The following is a 17,973-nucleotide window of genomic DNA, read 5'->3' on the forward strand; positions in this document are numbered from 1 at the left end:
TGGCTCCACTAAACCTGCGATAGAAGCGCGCCAGTTTAGCGGAGCGGAAGCCTTTGTGCAGCAATATCAGCCGTGGGCGGCGGCCGGCAGGGTCTCGAATCCGGGCACCCATTCCTTGCTGTCGAGGGTGATAAAGTGGCTGGGAGCCTCGGTTTCAACAATGCGCATGGTGGTCGGGCTCTGGCGAGCACTGGCCAGCATGGCCTGGCGGTCGAGGATGCGATCAACGGCCGGGATCAGGAAAGTGCCGAAGCGTACCTTGCTGTAGACACTGGCGTCTGTTCGCTCCATCCAGGCCATCAGGTTCTCGATGTTACGGACGATGGTCAGGTGGTCCTTGGTGGCGGAGAACAGCTTGCCCAGCAACTGCTTCTTGCGCGGGTTCATCTTGCCGAAGAAGGTCTGGCCGTAGGCAGACGATGGCGCGCTGTTAATCAGCCGGATCAGCCAGGGCCACATGCCATGGCTGACTGGCTCCAGTATGGCCGTTACCAGGGCGGAAAGCCGGCCGTCGGGAAGCACGGGGGCTTCAAGCACCACTTCCACGTTCTCATACAGTTCCGGCCACTGATTGATGGCTTCCAGGATGACCGCTCCACCGCGGGAGTGACCATGGACACGGATGTTGCCGGTGGACGGGAGGTTCGCCAGGGCCTGGTTAAGAATGCAGGCGTCGTACTCGATGGTGCCGTCCAGGTGCTTGATGGGCACTTCCCAGTCCGGCGATTCGGGTGTGACACCATTTACCGGAATATGGTAGTTGCTGCAGGTAAGCAGGATCAGTTCGGTGGTTGGCGCTTCGTAGGCCTGGGTGAAGTAGCAGTGGTTTTCCAGGAAGCCATGAACACCAATGACGGTCTGCTCCGCCTTGCCGCTGTGGTTGCGCACGGATACAGCACCGGTTCCAACCCGATAGACACGCCCTGAAAACATCTCGGAATAGGCGCTTTCAATCGGTTTTATCAGTTTGCGTACATGGCTCGCTTTCATAACTGCTCTCCTCCGGCACCCCGTTGTTTGTCTTTTTTGGTCTTTATCGGTGCGGGTAAATCAGTTGTACCGCCTTATGCTGCTACATATATTGGCACTGGTTACCGTATTTACGCCCATTTGCGGCCAATAGACTTTTGGCCAGGGAGGGCGTACGGGCACTTCGAGTGCTTAATAACCATTTCATTAATCCTTATTCCCAGTATAGAGGTGATAGGTTACGCCCGTGTAACTTTTTGTAATCGCGTGACCCGGGACCGTATATGGAGCCTTCAGGGCTTGTCTGGCACAATGCACGGTCAACTTTCCATTTCTTGCAGCATTCATCCGGGGACAGACAGGTTTGAGTCAAAAGGAATCGCATCTGCTGTTGCCTGTGGATTCAGCCTGGCTGGCCCTGGAGCGCCCGGACAATCCCATGACCATCACCGTCATGATGCGGGTGGAAGGGCTGACAGAAGCCCGGCTGCTGGAATTCCTGCGCATCTACTGGATGGCCTGGGAGCGTTTCCGCAGGTTGCCGGTGCGCCGTGCCCCGGGCTGGTGGTGGGAAGATGACCCTGTTTTCTCACTGCGTCATCACCTTGAGGTGGTGCCCGGCAGGTTTGACCGGGAAGCGCTGCAGGACTGGGTGTCCGCCAGGCTGAATCAGTCCCTGCCCGGATACCGCCCGTTATGGAAGTTCTGGCTGGTGCCGGAAGCCGTGGGCGGTGCAGCTCTTCTGCTGCGCATGCATCACTGCTATGCAGACGGGCTGTCCCTGTTGGGTATATTCGACCGTCTCTGTCCCCCTTCTCCACAGCAGGCGCCGGTGCTTTATGGTGCCAGAGAAGAAGCCGATTCCGGCCGCTGGGTGCGTGCCGCCAGCGCATGGCTGAATGAACTGGCAGCCAGTGAGGCGGCGCCGACAGGTTCCGGCGCTTCTGGCTGCAGCGCCCTGGAACGGGCGGCCTGGAAAAGCCTGAAGCTGGCCAATGAACTCAGCCAGTTCCTGGTGGAACCGGAAGATTCGCAGTCATCCCTGAAACGATCGCTGCTGGGCCGTCGCCAGTGTCGCTGGTCCCAGCCGGTGGCCCTTGAACGCTTCCACAGTATTGCAGTGGCCACCGGCGTGACCATCAACGATGTCCTGCTCAGTTGTGTGGCCTCGGCGGTTCGCAAGCGGCTTGTGGCGGACGACACTGACATGGATGAGGCGGTGCTCCATGCCGCGGTGCCGGTGGATATCCGCAGCCGGCTACCGGAGGACATAAAACCGGAGTCGGGTTCTCTGGGTAACTACTTCGGGACGGTGTTTGTGCCTTTGCCGGTGGATGGCGAAAGTCCCCTGGAGCGACTCTTCCGCATCAAGCATGAAACCCGCAAACTCAAGAAAAGCTGGCAACCGGGACTGTCCTGGGCATTGACCGGCAGCGCCTCGCTGATTCCGGAAGCCTGGCGTCAGCCAGTGGCGGATTTGTTTTACCGCAAGGCCAGTGCCGTGGTGTCGAATGTGCCCGGCACCCGGGAGCAGCGATACCTGGCTGGCTGCCGTATTCTCGAGCAGATGTTCTGGGTACCCCAGGCTGGCGATATCGGGCTTGGTGTCAGTATTGTCAGCTATGCCGGCCAGGTCCAGTTTGGCGTTGTTGCTGACGAGGCCGTACTGGCCGCCCCTGAAAGCTTCCTGGACGACTGCCTGCACGAGCTCGATCTCTTCCCTTCCTGACGGGTAGTAATCCCAAAGTTCTGTTTCCGAAGCCTCCTAAAAGATCAGAAAACCTGCTCCCTTGGCGCATGTTCCCTGTCCTCCGCTTCGCCGACCATTGAATTCAGGCGAGAGAGTGCGCCTGAGCCGCGGGTAGTCACCCGTCGCTCAACACCCAGATTCAATAAAAACCGGGGGAGTTATGAACAACAACAATTTCAGAAAGTCAGGGCTGGCCATCGCGATGGCAACAGCCATGGTAGCCAGCGCCGGCGCCAACGCAGCCATAGAAGTCTATAACGAGGACGGCACCAGCTTTTCCGTGGATGGCTATTTCAACGCGTTCTACGTGAACCGTGATGACAAGCTGAACGACGTCCGCAATTCAGACGTCAAGATGGGTTTTCTGCCCAATACGATCGGTTTCAACTTCAGTAAAGAGATGGGCGACCTGACCCTGGGTGGCCGTTCCTCCTTCTGGTCCACCATTAACGACAGCCTGCAGTCGCCCACGGATACCGCCATCGACGTGCGCCAGCTTTATGCCACCGTTGACGGCTCTTTCGGCCAGGTCCTGATTGGCAAGGACTTCGGTCTGTACGCCCGCTCCAACATCTTCCTGGATGAAATCCTCATGGGCTTCGGCTCTCCGGGGGCGGCAACCGGCGTTTCCTTCGGCAACATCCGCACCGGCTATCCGTATCCGAATCCCTCGGCCCAGATTACCTACCGGACTCCGGATATGGGAGGCCTGAAGGTGGCTGCCGGTATTTTTGAGCCCGCAGATACAACGACTACCTTCAATGATGACGGTGACATTGTAGACCAGGGTGAGCAGTCAGCGCCCCGCTTCGAGGCAGAGGCCACCTACAGTGCTGACCTCAATGGCGTTGCCCTGACTGGCTGGGTAAATGGCCGTCACCAGAGTTCTGAAAACACCACCACCGAGATAGACAGCCAGGGCCTTGGTTATGGCCTGAAAGCCGCGGTGGCCGGGTTGTCTCTGACAGCCTCCGGCTTTACCTCCGAGGGTGATGTGCCCGTATTGATCTCGGACGCGCCCCTTGCCTCGGAGGAGGATGCCGATGGCTATCTGGTGCAGGGCTCCTACACCCTTGGCGCCAACCGTTTCGTGGTTTCCTATGGCGAAACCGACTCTGACCAGGGTGATTTCGAGACCGAGAACACCTCGTTTGCGGTATTCCACGACGTGAACAGCAACTTCAAGCTGGTTGGCGAATACAACATGTTCGAGCAGACCACCAAGTCCACCGGCGCCGATGCGGCAGAATTCGACACGCTGGCGCTGGGTGCGGTCATCACTTTCTAAGGGTTCGATGACGGGAAGGGCACCGGACTGTCGCCGAGGATCCGGGACATCCGGTGGGCCTTCCTAAGACTAAAGTGCCGGTTTGCTTCAAGGTAAACCGGCAGCGCTGGCAGGCATTGATTGAGGAGGTAGTTAAATCAATGGCTTATGATCATTTTGGCGCGCCCATTAAAAGCACTGAAGTCGCATTGGCTCCGTTTGCAGAAGCCGTAGAATCGGTACAAAGCCATCCGGTTGCGGAGCGCGCATTCATGAAGCCAGCCACCACGCTGCCTGCCGTCAGGGTAGCCAGTTCCAACGCACGTGACCCCATGCTGGCCGCCACCAACCTCGCCAGCCAGCTCAGCCACGACAATCTGGGCTGCGTGCTGTTCTTCTGCTCCGCGGAATACGACCTCGCCCGCCTGGGCGTGGCCCTGGAGCATGTGTTCGCCGGAGTCCGCGTTAGCGGCTGCACGTCCGCCGGCGAGATCACCCCCGACGGCTATGGCCGCGGCTGCATCACCGCCATCGGGTTTGACAGCCGTTACTTTTCCATTGATTGCGCGCTGATCAGCGAGCTGGACAGCTTCACCCTGCAGGATGCACAGGGCGTCATCGACGGGCTGTTGTCCACCTGTCGCGACGCCCACCTGGCACCCGTCAAGGGCAATACCTTCGCCATTACCCTGCTGGATGGCCTGTCGAGCCGGGAGGAACTGGTGCTGGCCACTCTGAATGCCGCGCTGGGGACCATTCCCCAGTTTGGCGGCTCGGCGGGTGACGATGAGCGCCTGGCCAATACCCACGTGTACTTTGATGGCCGTTTCCACACCGGAGCCGCCACCGTGATGCTGGTGAATACGCCGCTGGATTTCCGGGTTTTCTCCACCCACCACATGGAGGCCCGGAGTGAAAAACTGGTGGTCACCCATGCCGATGCCGCCAGCCGCACGGTCTATGAACTGAATGCGGAACCGGCGGCGGAGGCCTATGCCAGGGCGGTTGGTGTGACCGTGGCGGAACTGGACCGCAAGGTCTTCGCCCTGCGCCCCATGGGGGTGCGGATTGGAGGCCACTACTTTGTGCGCTCGGTTCAGCGGGTCAATGCGGACATGAGCCTGACCTTCTACTGCGCCGTTGAAACCGGCATCGTGATGACCGCCATGGAGCCGGCATCGTTGCTGGAGAGTGTTCGCGCCCAGATCGAGGCCTCCGAGCGTGTGGTCGGGCCACCCCTGGTTACCATCGGTTGTGACTGTTTCCTGCGCCGCCTGGAGGCGGAACTGACCGGCGTGGCAGACGAGGTTTCCGACTTTCTCCGCCACCACAAGGTTATCGGCTTCAACACCTATGGAGAGCAGTTCGATGGAATGCATATTAACCAGACCTTTACGGGGGTGGTGATTGGCCAGCCTGATGTCGGTTACGGACACAACTGAGGCCGCCCCTGGATACAGCAGGGACCAGCGAATTGCCGAGCTGGAAGCCGAGAACGAACGCCTACGGAAAATACGCGATGCCCTGATTGTGCGGGTGGAATCCGGCTCGGCCCACAAGCCGGAACCCTATGCCGTGTTTGAACACTCGGTGGTGCTGGCGGAGCAGGTGCGTGAGCGCACCGAAGCGCTCAACCAGACCATGGATGAGCTCAAGGGCAGCAACAAAGCCCTGAACCGCGCCCGTGAGGAAGCTGAAACCACCCGCCAGCGGCTGGTGGATGCCATTGAAAGCATTGCTGACGGTTTTGTCCTCTTCGACCACCGGCACCGGCTCATCCAGTGCAACAGCCGGTTCCGCAGTTACTGGAAACACTCCGGCGTTGAGGTGCCACCGGCGGGTACTTCCATTGCCGAAGTGAAGCAGCGTGCAGTCAGCTCCGGGCTGATCGTGGAAGAGCATGCCAACGCCTCCTCCGAGGGGGTGGTGTTCCTGCTGTCCAATGGCCGCTGGGTGCAGATGACGGAAAGGCACACCCGGGAAGGTGGGCTGGTGGTGCTGTACTCCGATATCACCGACGTCAAGAACAGTGAGATGGCCCGCCGCATCAAGGCGCTGGAGGAAAGCGAGCGCTGGATACGGGTGGTCACCGACCATGTGCCCGCGTTGATCGCCTATGTCGGCGCCGACATGACGGTGCAATTCTGCAACAAGGTTTATGAGGCCTGGTATGGCCGTAATGGTGAATCCCCCCTGGGCAAGCACCTGCAGGAGGTTCACCAGCCGGAGCTGTACCGGCGGCTTCTGCCCCATGTCCAGAAAGTGCTGAAAGGCAGCAGCGTCAATTTCGAGTTCGAGGAAACCAACGACACCGGAGAGACCCGCTACATGCTCCGGGCCTATGTGCCCAATGTAGATACAGAAGGGCGGGTGACGGGCTTCTTCGTGCTGATCCGGGACATTACCGACCGCCGAAAAACCGCACTGGCGCTGGAGCAGGCCTATGACGACCTGGAACAGCGGGTCAAGGAGCGCACCGCTGCCCTGACCGGGCTCAACCAACAGCTGCGACAGGAAATAGACGAACGCGCCCAGGTGGAGGCCAGGCTGCGGGACGCCAAGCTGGATGCCGAGCGGGCCAACCTGTCCAAGACCAAGTTCCTGGCTGCGGTCAGCCATGACCTGCTGCAGCCCCTGAACGCCGCCCGTCTGTTCACCAGTGCCCTGCAGGAGCACTCCTTCGGGCCCAAGGCGGAGGGACTGGTGCGCTCGGTCAGCACTTCGCTGGACGACGTGGAAAACCTGCTGGGTACCCTGGTGGATATCTCCAAGCTGGATGCCGGCGTTATCAAGCCGGATATCATGGCGTTTGACCTGCGGGATCTGCTCAACAACATTGCCCGGGAGTTCCGCCAGATGGCGCTGGCGGAAGGGCTGACCCTGGATTTCGTGCCGTCATCCGCGGTTGTGGAATCCGATTCTCAGTTGCTGGCGCGCATTCTCCGCAACTTCCTTACCAACGCCATTCGCTATACCGGCTCCGGGCGTATCCTGCTGGGCTGCCGCAGACGGTCTGACCATATACTTCTGCAGGTCTGGGATACCGGCCCGGGCATTCCCGGCGACAAGCTGACGGAAATTTTCCAGGAGTTCAAACGCATCCGTCCCGCCGGTTCGCAGCCTGACAAGGGATTGGGGCTGGGGTTGGCGATTGTGGACAAGATCTCGCGGATGCTGGGCCACGAGGTGACCGTATCGTCTATCGAAGGCAAAGGTTCAGTCTTCAGTGTGAAGGTACCCGTCGGGCGATTGCAGCCCAAGAGGCAGGCCCAGGAGGAAAACCGGATCGTTTCAAACGACAGTGGCCTCGGCGGTGCCAGGATCTGGGTGATTGATAACGACCACGCCATTTGCAGCGGGATGAAGACGCTGCTGGAAGGCTGGGACTGCGAGGTGCTTGCCGCGGTATCCCTGGAGGACCTGGAACGCCAGGTGGACCCGGCTGAGAGCCCGGTGGACCTGATCCTGGCGGACTATCACCTGGATAACGACGAGAACGGCGTGGATGTGGTGGCCAATATCAACGGACGCCGACATTGCCCGGCCCCGGTGGTGATGATTACCGCCAATTACACCAACGAGCTGAAGCAGCATATCCGTGAGCTGGGCTACGTGCTGATGAACAAACCGGTGAAGCCGCTGAAATTGCGCAGTGCGTTGAGTCATCTGCTGAGGGGGTGAGGGTGTTCGGGATCCTGTCGGATTACGGCTTCGCCTAATCCGACCTACAGGGAGTAAAACCGGAAAACGTAGGTCGGATTAGGCGCAGCCGTAATCCGACAAACAGCCTCCCGCCTAACAAACGTAGGTCGGATTAGCCGAAGGCGTAATCCGACAAACCAGCTCACGTGAAGGAAATGCTACCGCTTCAAGTACTGACTGAAATCCACATCACTGGCCGACAGAATCGCCTGCACCCGGTTATGCACCCCAAGCTTGCGCAGAATCGCCGATACATGGGCCTTCACCGTGGTTTCGGCAATGTTCAGGTTATAGGCAATCTGCTTGTTGGATTCCCCCTTGGACATGCGCTCCAGCACTAGCAGCTGGCGGCGGGTGAGGGAGTTCAGCAGTTCCGGTGAAATCGGGTTGTCTTCGTTGCGGCTGCGGCGGCTGGTGCTCTCCTTGCCGGTACGGATGATGTCCGAGGGCAGGTACACGTTGCCATTGAGAATCTGCTGGATGGCTTCGGTCATCTGGGCGCGGGGCGAGGATTTGGTAATAAACCCGCAGGCGCCGTAGGTAATGGCCTGCAGCACAACCTGCTTGTCCTCTTCCGCCGACACGATCACCACGGGAATGGTGGGCGCTTCGTTGCGCAGGGAAATCAGGCCGTTCAGGCCGTGCATTCCGGGCATGTTCAGGTCCAGCAGGATCAGGTCCAGGTCGTCGTTCTCTCGGGTAATCTCCAGGGCGCTGTCCAGATCGGCGGTTTCAATGATTTCACTGCCGGCAAAGCCCGACGAAATCACGCTGCTGATGGCCTCGCGGAAAAGCGGGTGGTCGTCGGCAATCAGGATCTTGTAGGCCGGCTCCATGGATGGTTCCACCTGTTTGTTGTCATTATGTGGGGTTGTTTCCGATGCATGATAGCGCTTTTCGGAAGAGAGTGCGGCATCGAGCTCATTAAGCATGGCGGCCTCCTGTGCAGAGGATCTCCGGCGTTGGAGCCGATCCTCTGGTTATTATTGTGATGGTTTCATTACACGCCATCTGCGCCTCGGGTTGAATGCGACCATCGCACCAAAAAACAGGCACCAAAGTACTATTCTTGCCCGGCGCCGGGCTTCGTATCGTGGAGGGATGAACCAACAACCGATAACAAAGCCCGATATAGCGCCATTTACCGGCCGGATCCGCCTGCTCCTGCAGGCCGTGTTCGCACTTCTGTTTTTTTGTGCGCTGGCCGGATTCGCCCGGGCAGGGGAAGACGATTCGGCGCCGTTGCCGGTTCTGTCCATCAGCGTGCTGCAATTCGGCACCGCCCACTGGGAGCTGGACCATATCCTGCACCGGGGGCTGGACCGGAAGAACGGCTACCGCCTGGAGCTGAAACTGGTGGCCAATCTACCGGCTTCCCGTCTTGCGGTCACAGGCGGGTCGGTCAACGGCGCTGTTGCCGACCTGCTATGGGCGCAGTCCCGTTTCCAGGCTGACAAGCCCTTCCTTTACGTGCCCTTCTCGTCCCAGATCGGCGATATTGTCGTGCCCGAGGGTTCGGATATCCGCTCCGTGGCCGACCTTGCCGGCAAGCGTATCGGCGTTGCCGGCGGGCCGGACAGCAAGGGCTGGATACTGGTGCAGAACGTGGCCGGCCAACAAGGGCTGGATCTGGAAGAGTCCGCGGATGTCCAGTTTGCAGCGCCACCGCTGCTGAGCCAGGCCCTGAAGCGGGGACAGGTGGATGTCATCATTACCTACTGGCACTTTGCGGCCCGCCTGAAGGGCGAGGGCGGCTGGCGCTCTGCGATCGGCATGGCAGACCTGCTGACCGCCCTGGATCTGGACAGGAACCTGCCGGTTCTGGGCTACGTCTTTCCCGCGGAATGGGCCAGAGACCACGGGCCGCTGATTGATCGCTTTGCCGCCTCCCTGCACCAGGCCAAAACGGAACTGGCGGACGATCAGTCCCACTGGCAGCGCCTGCGACCGCTCATGGGAGACCCGGAAGATGGTGTGTTCCAGGCGCTACAGGCCGGATTCATTGCCGGCATACCGGAGCCCCAGACCGATCAGCGGGTGGCCGATTTACAGCGCCTGCTGACCCTCACCGGTGCCGATCCCGATACCCTCATGCCGGCGGACCTGTTCCACCGGAGACAGCCGTGAGTACCAGCAACGGCCGCCCGCCCGCCTGGAGCTACTGGGTCGTCCTGCCGTCGTTCGTGCTGGTCTGGGGCCTGGTGGCCTGGTGGCTCAAATCCCCGTTGCTGCCCACGCCCATGAACGTCCTCGACACGCTGATCAGGGAATCTGCTTCCGGCGAACTCTGGCACCACCTTGGCGCGACGCTGGGGCGGGTCATCGTGGCCTTTGTCCTGGCGATGCTGCTGGGCACTGCGATCGGCATTGTCATGGGCCGGTCAAAAACCACCAACGCCCTCTTTGACCCCATGCTGGTGCTGCTGCTCAACCTGCCGGCGCTGGTGACCATCATCCTGATGTACGTGTGGTTCGGCCTGGTGGAAGTGGCGGCGGTGATGGCCGTGGTCATCAACAAGGTGCCCAATGTTGCCGTTACCGTACGCGAAGGCGCCCGCAGCCTGGACTACCGGCTGGAAGAAATGGCCACGGTGTATGACTTCACCCGCTGGCAGCGATTCCGTGACGTCTGGGTACCGCAACTCTTCCCCTACCTCATGGCCGCTACCCGGGGCGGCCTGGCGCTGATTTGGAAAATCGTCCTGGTGGTGGAATTGCTGGGCCGCTCCGACGGTATCGGCTTCCAGCTGCACCTGGCCTTCCAGGTGTTCGATGTGGCCAGCATCCTCGCCTACAGCGTGGCGTTTATTGCCGTGGTGCAGCTCATCGAACTGGTCATACTGCAGCCCCTTGATCGCCGCTCCAGCCGCTGGCGCCAGCCGGAGGCCGCCCATGCTTGAACTGCAGATTGCCGGCCGCAGCTTCGGCCAGCCGGTACTGGGAGAGGTCTTCGCCACGATCGAAAGGGGCGACCGCATCTGCCTGCTGGGGCCGTCCGGGATTGGTAAAACCACACTGTTGAACGCCATCGCCGGGCTGGATAAGACCATTCCCACGGAAGCTATCATTGGGCGAGAGAAACTCCGGGTGGGTTATCTGTTTCAGGAACATCGGCTGCTGCCTTGGCGGACTCTGAATGCCAATCTACGGCTCGTGGGAGCCAGTGAGCGAGAGGCGGAAAGCCTTCTGGGTGAGGTGGGGCTCGCGGGTTACGGTCACTACCTGCCGGACCAGCTGTCCCTCGGCATGGCCCGGCGGGCGGCGCTGGCCCGTTGTCTTGCCGTGAAGCCCGATCTGTTGTTGCTGGATGAACCGTTTGCGTCGTTGGATCCGGTGATGGCTGGGGAACTTAAAACGCTGATTGCCAGGATTCTGGATGCGAAACCCGAGATGGCGATGATTTGTGTGACTCATGATGGGGGTGATGCGGAGATTCTGGCGAATCGGTTGTGGTATCTGGACGGCAAGCCGGCGCGATTGCAGTGGGATGACAGGGTGGGGGGTGAGCCTGGACTTATCGACGGTTTGTTAGGGAAGTTGCGTCGGCTGGATTTGGCGGGTTCATGAGGGATTGTCGGATTACGGCTTCGCCTAATCCGACCTACGGAGAACAGTTTTTTGTAGGTCGTATAGAGCGGAGCGAAATGCGACGGGGGGTTGCGTGGACCTGTTGTCGGATTACGCCTGCGGCTAATCCGACCTACGCGGAGCCATGGATGGCGGAGCTCAAGCGCTACATGGATATGCTTGAGCGTGTTTTGGAAGCCTCTCCCCTACAACCCACTACCGCCCAGTCAAGCAGGCTTTCCGCCAAGAATCTTTGTTCGCTGCGGCCTGAACCCGGCTGTGGCGAGCAGGGCGAGAACAATTGCCACCCCGGTGGTAATACCGTAAGCCATTGGGTTCCATTCCAGGTACAAGGAAAATCGGATCGCCTCCACCGCGTGGGTGAACGGGTTGAACTGGCAGATCCAGTAGAGCCAGGGGCTGGCTTCGTTCATGCGCCAGAGCGGATAGAGCGCCGAGGACATAAAGAACATGGGGAAGATGACAAAGTTCATCACCCCGGCAAAGTTTTCCAGTTGTTTGATCCAGGTGGCGATCAGCAGGCCCAGAGCCCCGAGCATCAGGCTGGTTAATACCAAAGCCGGCAACACTGCCAGATAGCCCCACAAAGGCGGCTCCACATCCACCAACAAGGCCAGTAGCAGGAACACATACACCTGTCCCACAGACACCACGCCCATGGACAGAAGCTTGGTCACCAGTAGAAAAGGCCGCGGCAGCGGGCTCATCAATAGCACCCGCATACTGCCCAGTTCCCGGTCATACACCATGGACAGAGCCCCCTGCATGCTGTTGAACAGGATAATCATCCCGCACAGGCCGGGGGCGATGTAGGTTTCGTAGGTGATGTAGGTTTCATAGGGCGGAATGATGGAAATGCCCAGCACCGCCCGGAAGCCGGCGGCAAACACCACCAGCCACAGCAGCGGCCGCACCAGGGCGCTGGCGAAGCGGGTGCGTTGCTGCCAGAAGCGCAGCCACTCCCGGGTCTGGATGCCGATGAAACAGTGCCAGTAATGGGCGGCCTTCATGGTTATCCGGCTCCGGTCAGGGTGTGGAAGGTTTCCGCCAGGTCGCGGGTGCCTTCGGCTTCGCAGATGGCGTGGCCCGCACCGTCGGCCAGCAGCTTGCCCTCATGCAGGATCAGCACCCGGTCTTCCGGGCGAACCTCCTCGATCAGGTGCGTGGCCCAGAGCACCGTCAGGCCGTCCGATTCGCAGAGCCTGCGCACGTGATCGTTCAGCCCCCGGCGGCTGGCCACATCCAGCCCCACCGTGGGCTCGTCCAGCAACAGCAGGGAAGGCTCGTGGAGCAGGGCGCGGGCGATCTCCACCCGCCGGCGGTGGCCGCCGTTGAGTTTTCGTACCGGCTCGTTCGCCCGTTCAAGCAGTTGGAAACGCGCAAGCTCCCGGTCGCCCCGCACCCTGGCCTCTTTGCGGGACAGGCCATGGAGTGCGGCGTGATACAGCAGGTTCTGGCGCACGGTGAGGTCCAGGTCCAGGGCATTCTGCTGGAACACCACGCCAATCTGGCGCATGGCGTCGGCGGGTTGTTTCTTCAGGGACTGCCCGGCCATCAGGATATCCCCCTGCTGGAGCGCAAGCAGCCGGGTCAGAAGGCCGAACAGTGTGGACTTGCCGGCGCCGTTGGGACCCAGCAGGGCATGAAAACCGCCGGAGGTCAGCGCGAAGCTGACCTCCCTGAGTACCGGCTTGTCGCCGTAGCGAAAGCTGAGGTTGCGGGCTTCAATGGTCATGAAGTGGGATCAATGACCACACCCCAGGGGAAGCGGCCCACCTTGATGGATTTGATCACCTTCAGGTCTTCCACATCGATGACCGATACGTCACTGGACACACCGTTGGTGGTATAGAGGTACTTCTCGTCCTTGTCCAGATCCAGCTGCCAGACCCGGGCGCCCACCAGCAGGTAATCCAGCACTTCGTAGGTTTGCGCATCCACGACGGCTACGTGGTTCGAGGGGCCCAGGGCCACAAAAGCGTACTTGCCGTCTGAAGTGAGTTCGATACCGACCGGCTGTACCTGGTCCTGGGGAACCCCCTTGATCTTGAACTCGATCTGCTGGATCTCTTCAATGGTATCTACATCATAGATGTGTACGGTGCCGCCGATCTCTGCCGAGGCCCAGGCAATCTTGCTGTCTCTGGTGAACTCCACGTGGCGCGGGCGCTGGCCGACGACGGTGTTTTTCTCGATCTCGAAGGTCTCGGTGTTGATCCAGTGCAGCATGCTGGAGGTTTCGCTGGTGTTCACCGCCCACTTGCCGTCCGGGCTGACCGCCATACCCTCAGGCTCCACGCCCACGTCGATCTGGGCCAGCACGTCCTTGGTTTCTACATCCACCACGGTCACGATAGCATCGTCTTCATTGGCGATGTACAGATGTCTGTTGTTGGGGTGCAGGGCAAATTGCTCGGGGTCTTCACCGGAAGGCAGGGTGTCGATGATCTTCCGGGTGGCCAGGTCCAGCACCTGCACGGTGTCGTCGTCACTGGCGCAGATGAAGAGTCTGGTGTGGTCCTTGGAGAGCAGAATGCCCCTGGGCCGTGCGCCTACCTCAATGGTATCCACCACCTCATGGGTTTCGGTGTCGATAACAGAAATCGTATCGTCTTTCTCGTTGGACACGTAGGCCAGGCTGGCCAGCGCGGGGCCGGAAAGGCTGATGGCAGCGGCCAGTGTGGCGATTCTGAATGCATTTTTCATGGTTGGTGTTCCTTCTTGTTCTTCATTGGGGTTATTGGTTGATCCGGCAATCACTTTCCGGTCTGTCGTAGCCCAGGGTGTCCAGTTCGGTATCCGGGTGCAGGAAGCCCTCCAGGGGTGGTGTTGCCACCAGCCCCTGGGGATGAACCAGGGGAATGGGCTGGCGCAGCTGGCCGTTCCAGGGCCGATAGTTCAGCTTGCGACCCTTGAACGCCGCCAGCTGGAACTTGTCGGAAAACAGGTACTCACGAATGTTGGAATGGCCGGCCTCACTGAGCCCGGTAACGCTGGTGCCGATGGTGCGGATAGCCGCCCAGGCGGCGTAATCTTCACTGTTCATGTCCCTGCTGGCCAGTTCCCGGAAGCGGTTCTGCAGCTGCGCCGCACCCCAGGCTTCCACCACCCGGTGCCAGGCTTCCGGGCCCATGCCCTGGGTGCCCACCACCGGCCTTGCCAGCCAGGTATTGAAGGGGACGTATTCGCCGAAATCACCGCGCACATCCGCCACCACCACGGCATCGTAATCCCGGGCCTGGGTGAAGGCGGGAAGTTCTTTTGATGCGCTGCGGCGCAGGTCCGAATCGAACGTCCAGGGCTTGTCTTCAACGATGGTCAGGCCAAACCGTTTGCTGGAACGGCGGAAGGCGTCCGCCCAGGCTTTGTCCTGATCGGTGGGCCCGGTAATCAGGAACACCTCCTTCCAGCGGCGCATGTTCAGCCACTGGCCAAGGGCGTCGGTCAGCATGGCGTAGGACGGGATAGTGTGAAGCACGTTGGGCTGGCATTCGCGGGTGCGCAGGTCATCCTCAGAAGCACCGGCATTGAAAAGCAGGGCATTGTCGCCGGCCCGCTCTGCCATCGCCTGCAGGGTAGCTGCGGGCACGCGGGTGACAAACAGGTCAATGCCGTTCTCCAGCATGGTGTCCAGTGCAGCCAGCGCCTCTTCTTCGCCGTCGGCGATGACGGACTCAAGGGAATAATTCTGGTCGAGAAACTTGCCGGTAGCGTTGTTGTCGGCAATCCCCAGCTCGGCCCCGCGCAGGCCGGCATCTTCCGGGTCTGGCGTCACGTTGGAGAGCACCGGCCCCTGGTCCGGCACCCAGTGAATGTAGCCGACGGTAACATCAAGAGCCACCGCAGAAGTCGGCGTCAGCAGCCAGCCACAGAAGACTGTAGCAATCAATAGCCTGCTTTTAAGATCCATATTGCCGTCCCCTCTCTTAGTATTTGTTGTTCTTGGGTTCAGCTTAGAGAAGGTGGAAAGGCGCTGAAATATTCAGAAAGTAGGAAACTGCCGGTACTAAAGAACTATTCCCGGGAGTTTGCACGCCGTTAGCATGAGGTTAAGGCAATTTTCCTAAGGCAATTTTCCTAAGGCAAACGGGATATCGATCATGAGGGCTTACAGCCGGGTGGCGCTATTGATGCTGGCAGTATTTGCCCTGGTTTATGGTGCGGGGGCTGTTTTCTACCTGAAACAGGCGAGGCTGGATGTCGCGCGCGAACTGGACTCGATATCGACACTGGCAGGCATGATCGGATCGCCAGAGGAAATGGGCCCGGAGCTGATTGCAGGCCTCAGGCACTTGCGTCCGTCGTCGGAGGAGGGTGCTGTTGCTGGCAATGATGATGGCGTCCCGTTCTGGTTTGTCCGTGCCCTTGGGGCGGACCAGGCAAGTGGACTTTCGGTCATCGGAGACTGGCAGGTAGATCCATACGACGAAGTAGAGGAAATCTGGGAAAACTTTGTTCTGGTGTCGCTGGCGTTCGGCATCGGTATGCTGCTGTGTTTTTCCGCGCTGTTTCTGGCAATACGCTGGCTGACAGAGCCGCTGCGGCGAGTAGGCAAGGCGATGGATGATATTGGTGAGGGGGAACCTTCTCCACGCCTGCCACGGCAGCAGATAACAGAACTTGATCAACTGGTGTACCGATTCAACGCCATGGCGGATGCGCTGGACACCGAACAGAAAACGGTAGCCAGGTTAATGAACGAGCTTCTCGAGCTGCAAGATCGTGAGCGGGCACACATTGCACGGGTGCTTCATGATGATCTTGGCCAGTATATTACCGGCATTCGTGCCCAGGCCCGTGGCTGGCTCTATGACCCGGAATTGAATGAACGCCAGAGGAAGCAAGCGAGGGAGATGGCCGAACATTGTGAAACCGTGCAGCAGCATTTTCGCCACCTGTTGCGGGATCTGCATCCGTTGGTTATGGAACAACTTGGGTTGGGCTCAGCCATCCATCATCTTGTGGATCAATGGCAGCAGCTAAGTGGTCTGACCTGCAAACTGACGGTTGATGAGCGCCTGCCAGAACTCACTGGCGACAAGCAGACTCACCTCTACAGATTTATGCAGGAGGCCCTGAATAATGTTGCAAGGCACGCTGCCGCGACAAAGACCACTCTGGATGTGACTGCGAAACCCGGGGTTTTGCAGGTCGAGGTTCGTGATAATGGCCGTGGTGCCGACGACCTGTCTGCCAGGGCTGGCCTCGGCCTCCGGTCGATGTGCGAGAGAGCCCGCAGTCTGGGCGGGAAAGTTGAATTCTTCAGCCAGTCAGGTGAGGGCACCAGCGTGTGTCTCACCATACCACTGAAGTGAAATCCCAAAGCCAGGAGAAACTCCGATGAAGTTGATCATCGTTGACGATCACAGAGTGGTAAGGCAAGGGATCTCCAATCTGCTACGGAGTATGATGCCCGGCCTGGAGATAATCGAGATTGAAACCGGGCAGGCGGCGATTGCTGCGTGGGGCGAACACCGCCCTGACCTGATGTTGCTGGATATGGGGCTACCGGACATTTCGGGCCTGGAAGTGGCACGCCGGATTCGTCAGCGTTGGCGTGGTGCCGGTATTCTGTTTTTTACCATGCACGATGAACTACCGATGGTGAAGCAGGCGCTGGACGTTGGTGGCATGGGTTTTGTTTCCAAGAACTGCGCGCCGGAGGAGCTTGCCGAAGCGGTAAAGCGGGTGGCTGCCGGCGAACCCTATATTGAGCATTCAATCGCCACTCGCCTGGCGATGAATCAGGAACGTCCCGTGGACCATCGCCTCAGGGATATGACTCAGCGAGAAATGGAGGTGTTGCTGATGTATGCCCGTGGCGAGGGTATTCAGGGCATTGCCAGCCGCCTCTGCGTCAGCAATAAAACCGTCTCCAATCACCTGGCTATGCTGAAAGGCAAACTGCAGGTGAGCTCTTCCGTTGAGCTTATCCATCTGGCTGTTGATGCCGGGCTTGTCCGCTACGGCCAGTTACCGGAACGCCCGCGCACCTGAAATTACCAGTCAAAGGGACAGTCATTACAGCCCTCCATGAAGGTGTTTACAAAGGTTGCGTAGTGAATTCGGGTACCTTGCATATCTGCATTTGCCAGGCTGGCATTACCGAATTTGGCCTCCTGGAGATTCGCACCTACAAGACTTGCCCCCTCCAGATCGGCCTTGGGTAACCAGGCGATTTCGAATGATGAATAGTCGAGAACTGCTCCTCTCATTACAGCCCCGGAAAAACGGGAGAACTCGAAGTTACCGCCACTGAGGTCGGAACTCGAGAAATCCGCACCCTGCGCGAACAGATATTCTGCCTGGGCACCTCGAAGATCTGCGTTGCTAACATCAGCGCCACGGATCGAGGCGCGGTATAGATCTACTCTCAGGCCGGTTACCCCGGACAGGTTTGCACCATCAAGCCGGGCGCCCCGCAGGCTACTGTGATTGAGTGTAGCCCCTTCAAGATTGGCGTTTTTCAGGTTGGCGGAGTGTAAATCCACGTTCGACAGGTCTGCGCCGCTCAGGTCGGCGCCCTGGCAGGCTGTATCGGGCTCAAGCTTGCATCCGTTTATAACCGGTGCTTCATCGACATTTTCCAGATAGTCGGCTGCAGTCAGTGGAAAACTCACAACCATCAGGCTGATTAGCAATTGCTTTTTCATTATTGAGTCCTTCGAAACGCCCGGCGCAGGGCACCGGGCTATTG

16 protein-coding genes are annotated in these 17,973 nt (G+C 59.5%); 9 read left to right on the plus strand and 7 right to left on the minus strand.

The genetic code is table 11. The annotated features are described in order from the left end of the window. Positions 1-66: 66 nt before the first annotated feature. Positions 67-990, minus strand: coding sequence for a hypothetical protein (locus HLUCCO03_RS01050; RefSeq protein ID WP_027829769.1), 924 nt, complete (start codon positions 988-990; stop codon positions 67-69). 343 nt (positions 991-1,333) lie between these two features. Between HLUCCO03_RS01050 and HLUCCO03_RS01055 the strand changes: the two genes are divergently transcribed. The 4 genes from HLUCCO03_RS01055 to HLUCCO03_RS01070 all read left to right on the plus strand — a co-directional run bounded on the left by HLUCCO03_RS01055 (position 1,334) and on the right by HLUCCO03_RS01070 (position 7,667). Then, entirely contained in the window at positions 1,334-2,698 is a 1,365-nt protein-coding gene (locus tag HLUCCO03_RS01055) for a WS/DGAT domain-containing protein (protein ID WP_027829768.1), read from the plus strand. Positions 2,699-2,879: 181 nt separating this feature from the next. Then, a complete protein-coding gene (locus HLUCCO03_RS01060) occupies positions 2,880-4,007 on the plus strand; it encodes a porin (protein WP_027829767.1) in 1,128 nt (375 codons plus the stop codon). A 140-nt stretch (positions 4,008-4,147) separates the two neighbouring features. Beyond that, the gene (gene nosP / locus HLUCCO03_RS01065) at positions 4,148-5,428 is read left to right on the plus strand and encodes a nitric oxide-sensing protein NosP (RefSeq protein ID WP_081813451.1); all 1,281 of its coding nucleotides are present in this window, start codon (positions 4,148-4,150) and stop codon (positions 5,426-5,428) included. Next, positions 5,406-7,667 carry a NahK/ErcS family hybrid sensor histidine kinase/response regulator gene (locus HLUCCO03_RS01070; protein WP_292016598.1) on the plus strand — a complete coding sequence of 754 codons (2,262 nt, stop codon included), beginning with the start codon at positions 5,406-5,408 and terminating at the stop codon, positions 7,665-7,667. Before nosP ends, HLUCCO03_RS01070 begins: the two co-directional genes overlap by 23 nt. Positions 7,668-7,846: 179 nt before the next feature. On the opposite strand, the gene HLUCCO03_RS01075 is transcribed toward HLUCCO03_RS01070, so the two are convergent. Then, on the minus strand, positions 7,847-8,524 hold the full coding sequence (locus HLUCCO03_RS01075) for a response regulator transcription factor (protein WP_027833293.1): 678 nt from the start codon (positions 8,522-8,524) through the stop codon (positions 7,847-7,849). A 265-nt stretch (positions 8,525-8,789) separates the two neighbouring features. Between HLUCCO03_RS01075 and HLUCCO03_RS01080 the strand changes: the two genes are divergently transcribed. Genes HLUCCO03_RS01080 through HLUCCO03_RS01090 form a run of 3 tightly spaced genes read left to right on the plus strand, consistent with a single transcriptional unit; the run spans position 8,790 to position 11,255 of the window. Continuing rightward, positions 8,790-9,815, plus strand: a complete 1,026-nt coding sequence (locus tag HLUCCO03_RS01080; RefSeq protein ID WP_081813596.1) for an ABC transporter substrate-binding protein — start codon at positions 8,790-8,792, stop codon at positions 9,813-9,815. Positions 9,816-9,874: 59 nt separating this feature from the next. Continuing rightward, positions 9,875-10,588 carry an ABC transporter permease gene (locus HLUCCO03_RS01085; RefSeq protein ID WP_197025733.1) on the plus strand — a complete coding sequence of 238 codons (714 nt, stop codon included), beginning with the start codon at positions 9,875-9,877 and terminating at the stop codon, positions 10,586-10,588. Next, entirely contained in the window at positions 10,581-11,255 is a 675-nt protein-coding gene (locus HLUCCO03_RS01090; protein ID WP_027833290.1) for an ATP-binding cassette domain-containing protein, read from the plus strand. Before HLUCCO03_RS01085 ends, HLUCCO03_RS01090 begins: the two co-directional genes overlap by 8 nt. Positions 11,256-11,482: 227 nt before the next feature. Here HLUCCO03_RS01090 and HLUCCO03_RS01095 read toward each other — a convergent pair whose 3' ends face one another. The 4 genes from HLUCCO03_RS01095 to HLUCCO03_RS01110 are packed head-to-tail and all read right to left on the minus strand — an operon-like array spanning position 11,483 to position 15,186. After that, the gene (locus HLUCCO03_RS01095; protein WP_027833289.1) at positions 11,483-12,286 is read right to left on the minus strand and encodes an ABC transporter permease; all 804 of its coding nucleotides are present in this window, start codon (positions 12,284-12,286) and stop codon (positions 11,483-11,485) included. Between the two features lie 2 nt (positions 12,287-12,288). Further along, positions 12,289-13,011 (minus strand): ABC transporter ATP-binding protein, encoded by a 723-nt coding sequence (locus HLUCCO03_RS01100; protein WP_027833288.1) that lies wholly within the window; start codon positions 13,009-13,011, stop codon positions 12,289-12,291. Further along, a complete protein-coding gene (locus HLUCCO03_RS01105) occupies positions 13,008-13,982 on the minus strand; it encodes a YVTN family beta-propeller repeat protein (protein ID WP_027833287.1) in 975 nt (324 codons plus the stop codon). The genes HLUCCO03_RS01100 and HLUCCO03_RS01105 overlap by 4 nt, the downstream gene beginning before the upstream one ends. Before the next feature lie 31 nt (positions 13,983-14,013). Next, positions 14,014-15,186, minus strand: coding sequence for an ABC transporter substrate-binding protein (locus tag HLUCCO03_RS01110; RefSeq protein ID WP_036197733.1), 1,173 nt, complete (start codon positions 15,184-15,186; stop codon positions 14,014-14,016). Between the two features lie 190 nt (positions 15,187-15,376). Here HLUCCO03_RS01110 and HLUCCO03_RS01115 point away from each other — a divergent pair, with 190 nt between their 5' ends. Next, positions 15,377-16,591, plus strand: coding sequence for an ATP-binding protein (locus HLUCCO03_RS01115; RefSeq protein WP_027833285.1), 1,215 nt, complete (start codon positions 15,377-15,379; stop codon positions 16,589-16,591). Between the two features lie 25 nt (positions 16,592-16,616). Then, positions 16,617-17,273 (plus strand): response regulator transcription factor, encoded by a 657-nt coding sequence (locus HLUCCO03_RS01120; protein ID WP_027833284.1) that lies wholly within the window; start codon positions 16,617-16,619, stop codon positions 17,271-17,273. A gap of 2 nt (positions 17,274-17,275) precedes the next feature. Here HLUCCO03_RS01120 and HLUCCO03_RS01125 read toward each other — a convergent pair whose 3' ends face one another. After that, complete coding sequence (locus tag HLUCCO03_RS01125; RefSeq protein WP_027833283.1) at positions 17,276-17,929, minus strand: pentapeptide repeat-containing protein; 654 nt, start codon at positions 17,927-17,929, stop codon at positions 17,276-17,278. Positions 17,930-17,973: the final 44 nt, after the last annotated feature.

Origin of the sequence: Marinobacter sp. HL-58 (assembly GCF_001314605.1) — a bacterium.
Taxonomy (GTDB): Bacteria; Pseudomonadota; Gammaproteobacteria; order Pseudomonadales; family Oleiphilaceae; genus Marinobacter.

Bases quoted from the DNA above. Each gene is read 5' to 3' on its own strand.
- HLUCCO03_RS01050 (WP_027829769.1), bottom strand. From the start codon at position 990: ATGAAAGCGAGCCATGTACGCAAACTGATAAAACCGATTGAAAGCGCC.
- HLUCCO03_RS01060 (WP_027829767.1), top strand. From the start codon at position 2,880: ATGAACAACAACAATTTCAGAAAGTCAGGGCTGGCCATCGCGATGGCA.
- nosP (WP_081813451.1), top strand. From the start codon at position 4,148: ATGGCTTATGATCATTTTGGCGCGCCCATTAAAAGCACTGAAGTCGCA.
- HLUCCO03_RS01070 (WP_292016598.1), top strand. From the start codon at position 5,406: ATGTCGGTTACGGACACAACTGAGGCCGCCCCTGGATACAGCAGGGAC.
- HLUCCO03_RS01075 (WP_027833293.1), bottom strand. From the start codon at position 8,524: ATGGAGCCGGCCTACAAGATCCTGATTGCCGACGACCACCCGCTTTTC.
- HLUCCO03_RS01080 (WP_081813596.1), top strand. From the start codon at position 8,790: ATGAACCAACAACCGATAACAAAGCCCGATATAGCGCCATTTACCGGC.
- HLUCCO03_RS01090 (WP_027833290.1), top strand. From the start codon at position 10,581: ATGCTTGAACTGCAGATTGCCGGCCGCAGCTTCGGCCAGCCGGTACTG.
- HLUCCO03_RS01095 (WP_027833289.1), bottom strand. From the start codon at position 12,286: ATGAAGGCCGCCCATTACTGGCACTGTTTCATCGGCATCCAGACCCGG.
- HLUCCO03_RS01100 (WP_027833288.1), bottom strand. From the start codon at position 13,011: ATGACCATTGAAGCCCGCAACCTCAGCTTTCGCTACGGCGACAAGCCG.
- HLUCCO03_RS01105 (WP_027833287.1), bottom strand. From the start codon at position 13,982: ATGAAAAATGCATTCAGAATCGCCACACTGGCCGCTGCCATCAGCCTT.
- HLUCCO03_RS01110 (WP_036197733.1), bottom strand. From the start codon at position 15,186: ATGGATCTTAAAAGCAGGCTATTGATTGCTACAGTCTTCTGTGGCTGG.
- HLUCCO03_RS01115 (WP_027833285.1), top strand. From the start codon at position 15,377: ATGAGGGCTTACAGCCGGGTGGCGCTATTGATGCTGGCAGTATTTGCC.
- HLUCCO03_RS01120 (WP_027833284.1), top strand. From the start codon at position 16,617: ATGAAGTTGATCATCGTTGACGATCACAGAGTGGTAAGGCAAGGGATC.
- HLUCCO03_RS01125 (WP_027833283.1), bottom strand. From the start codon at position 17,929: ATGAAAAAGCAATTGCTAATCAGCCTGATGGTTGTGAGTTTTCCACTG.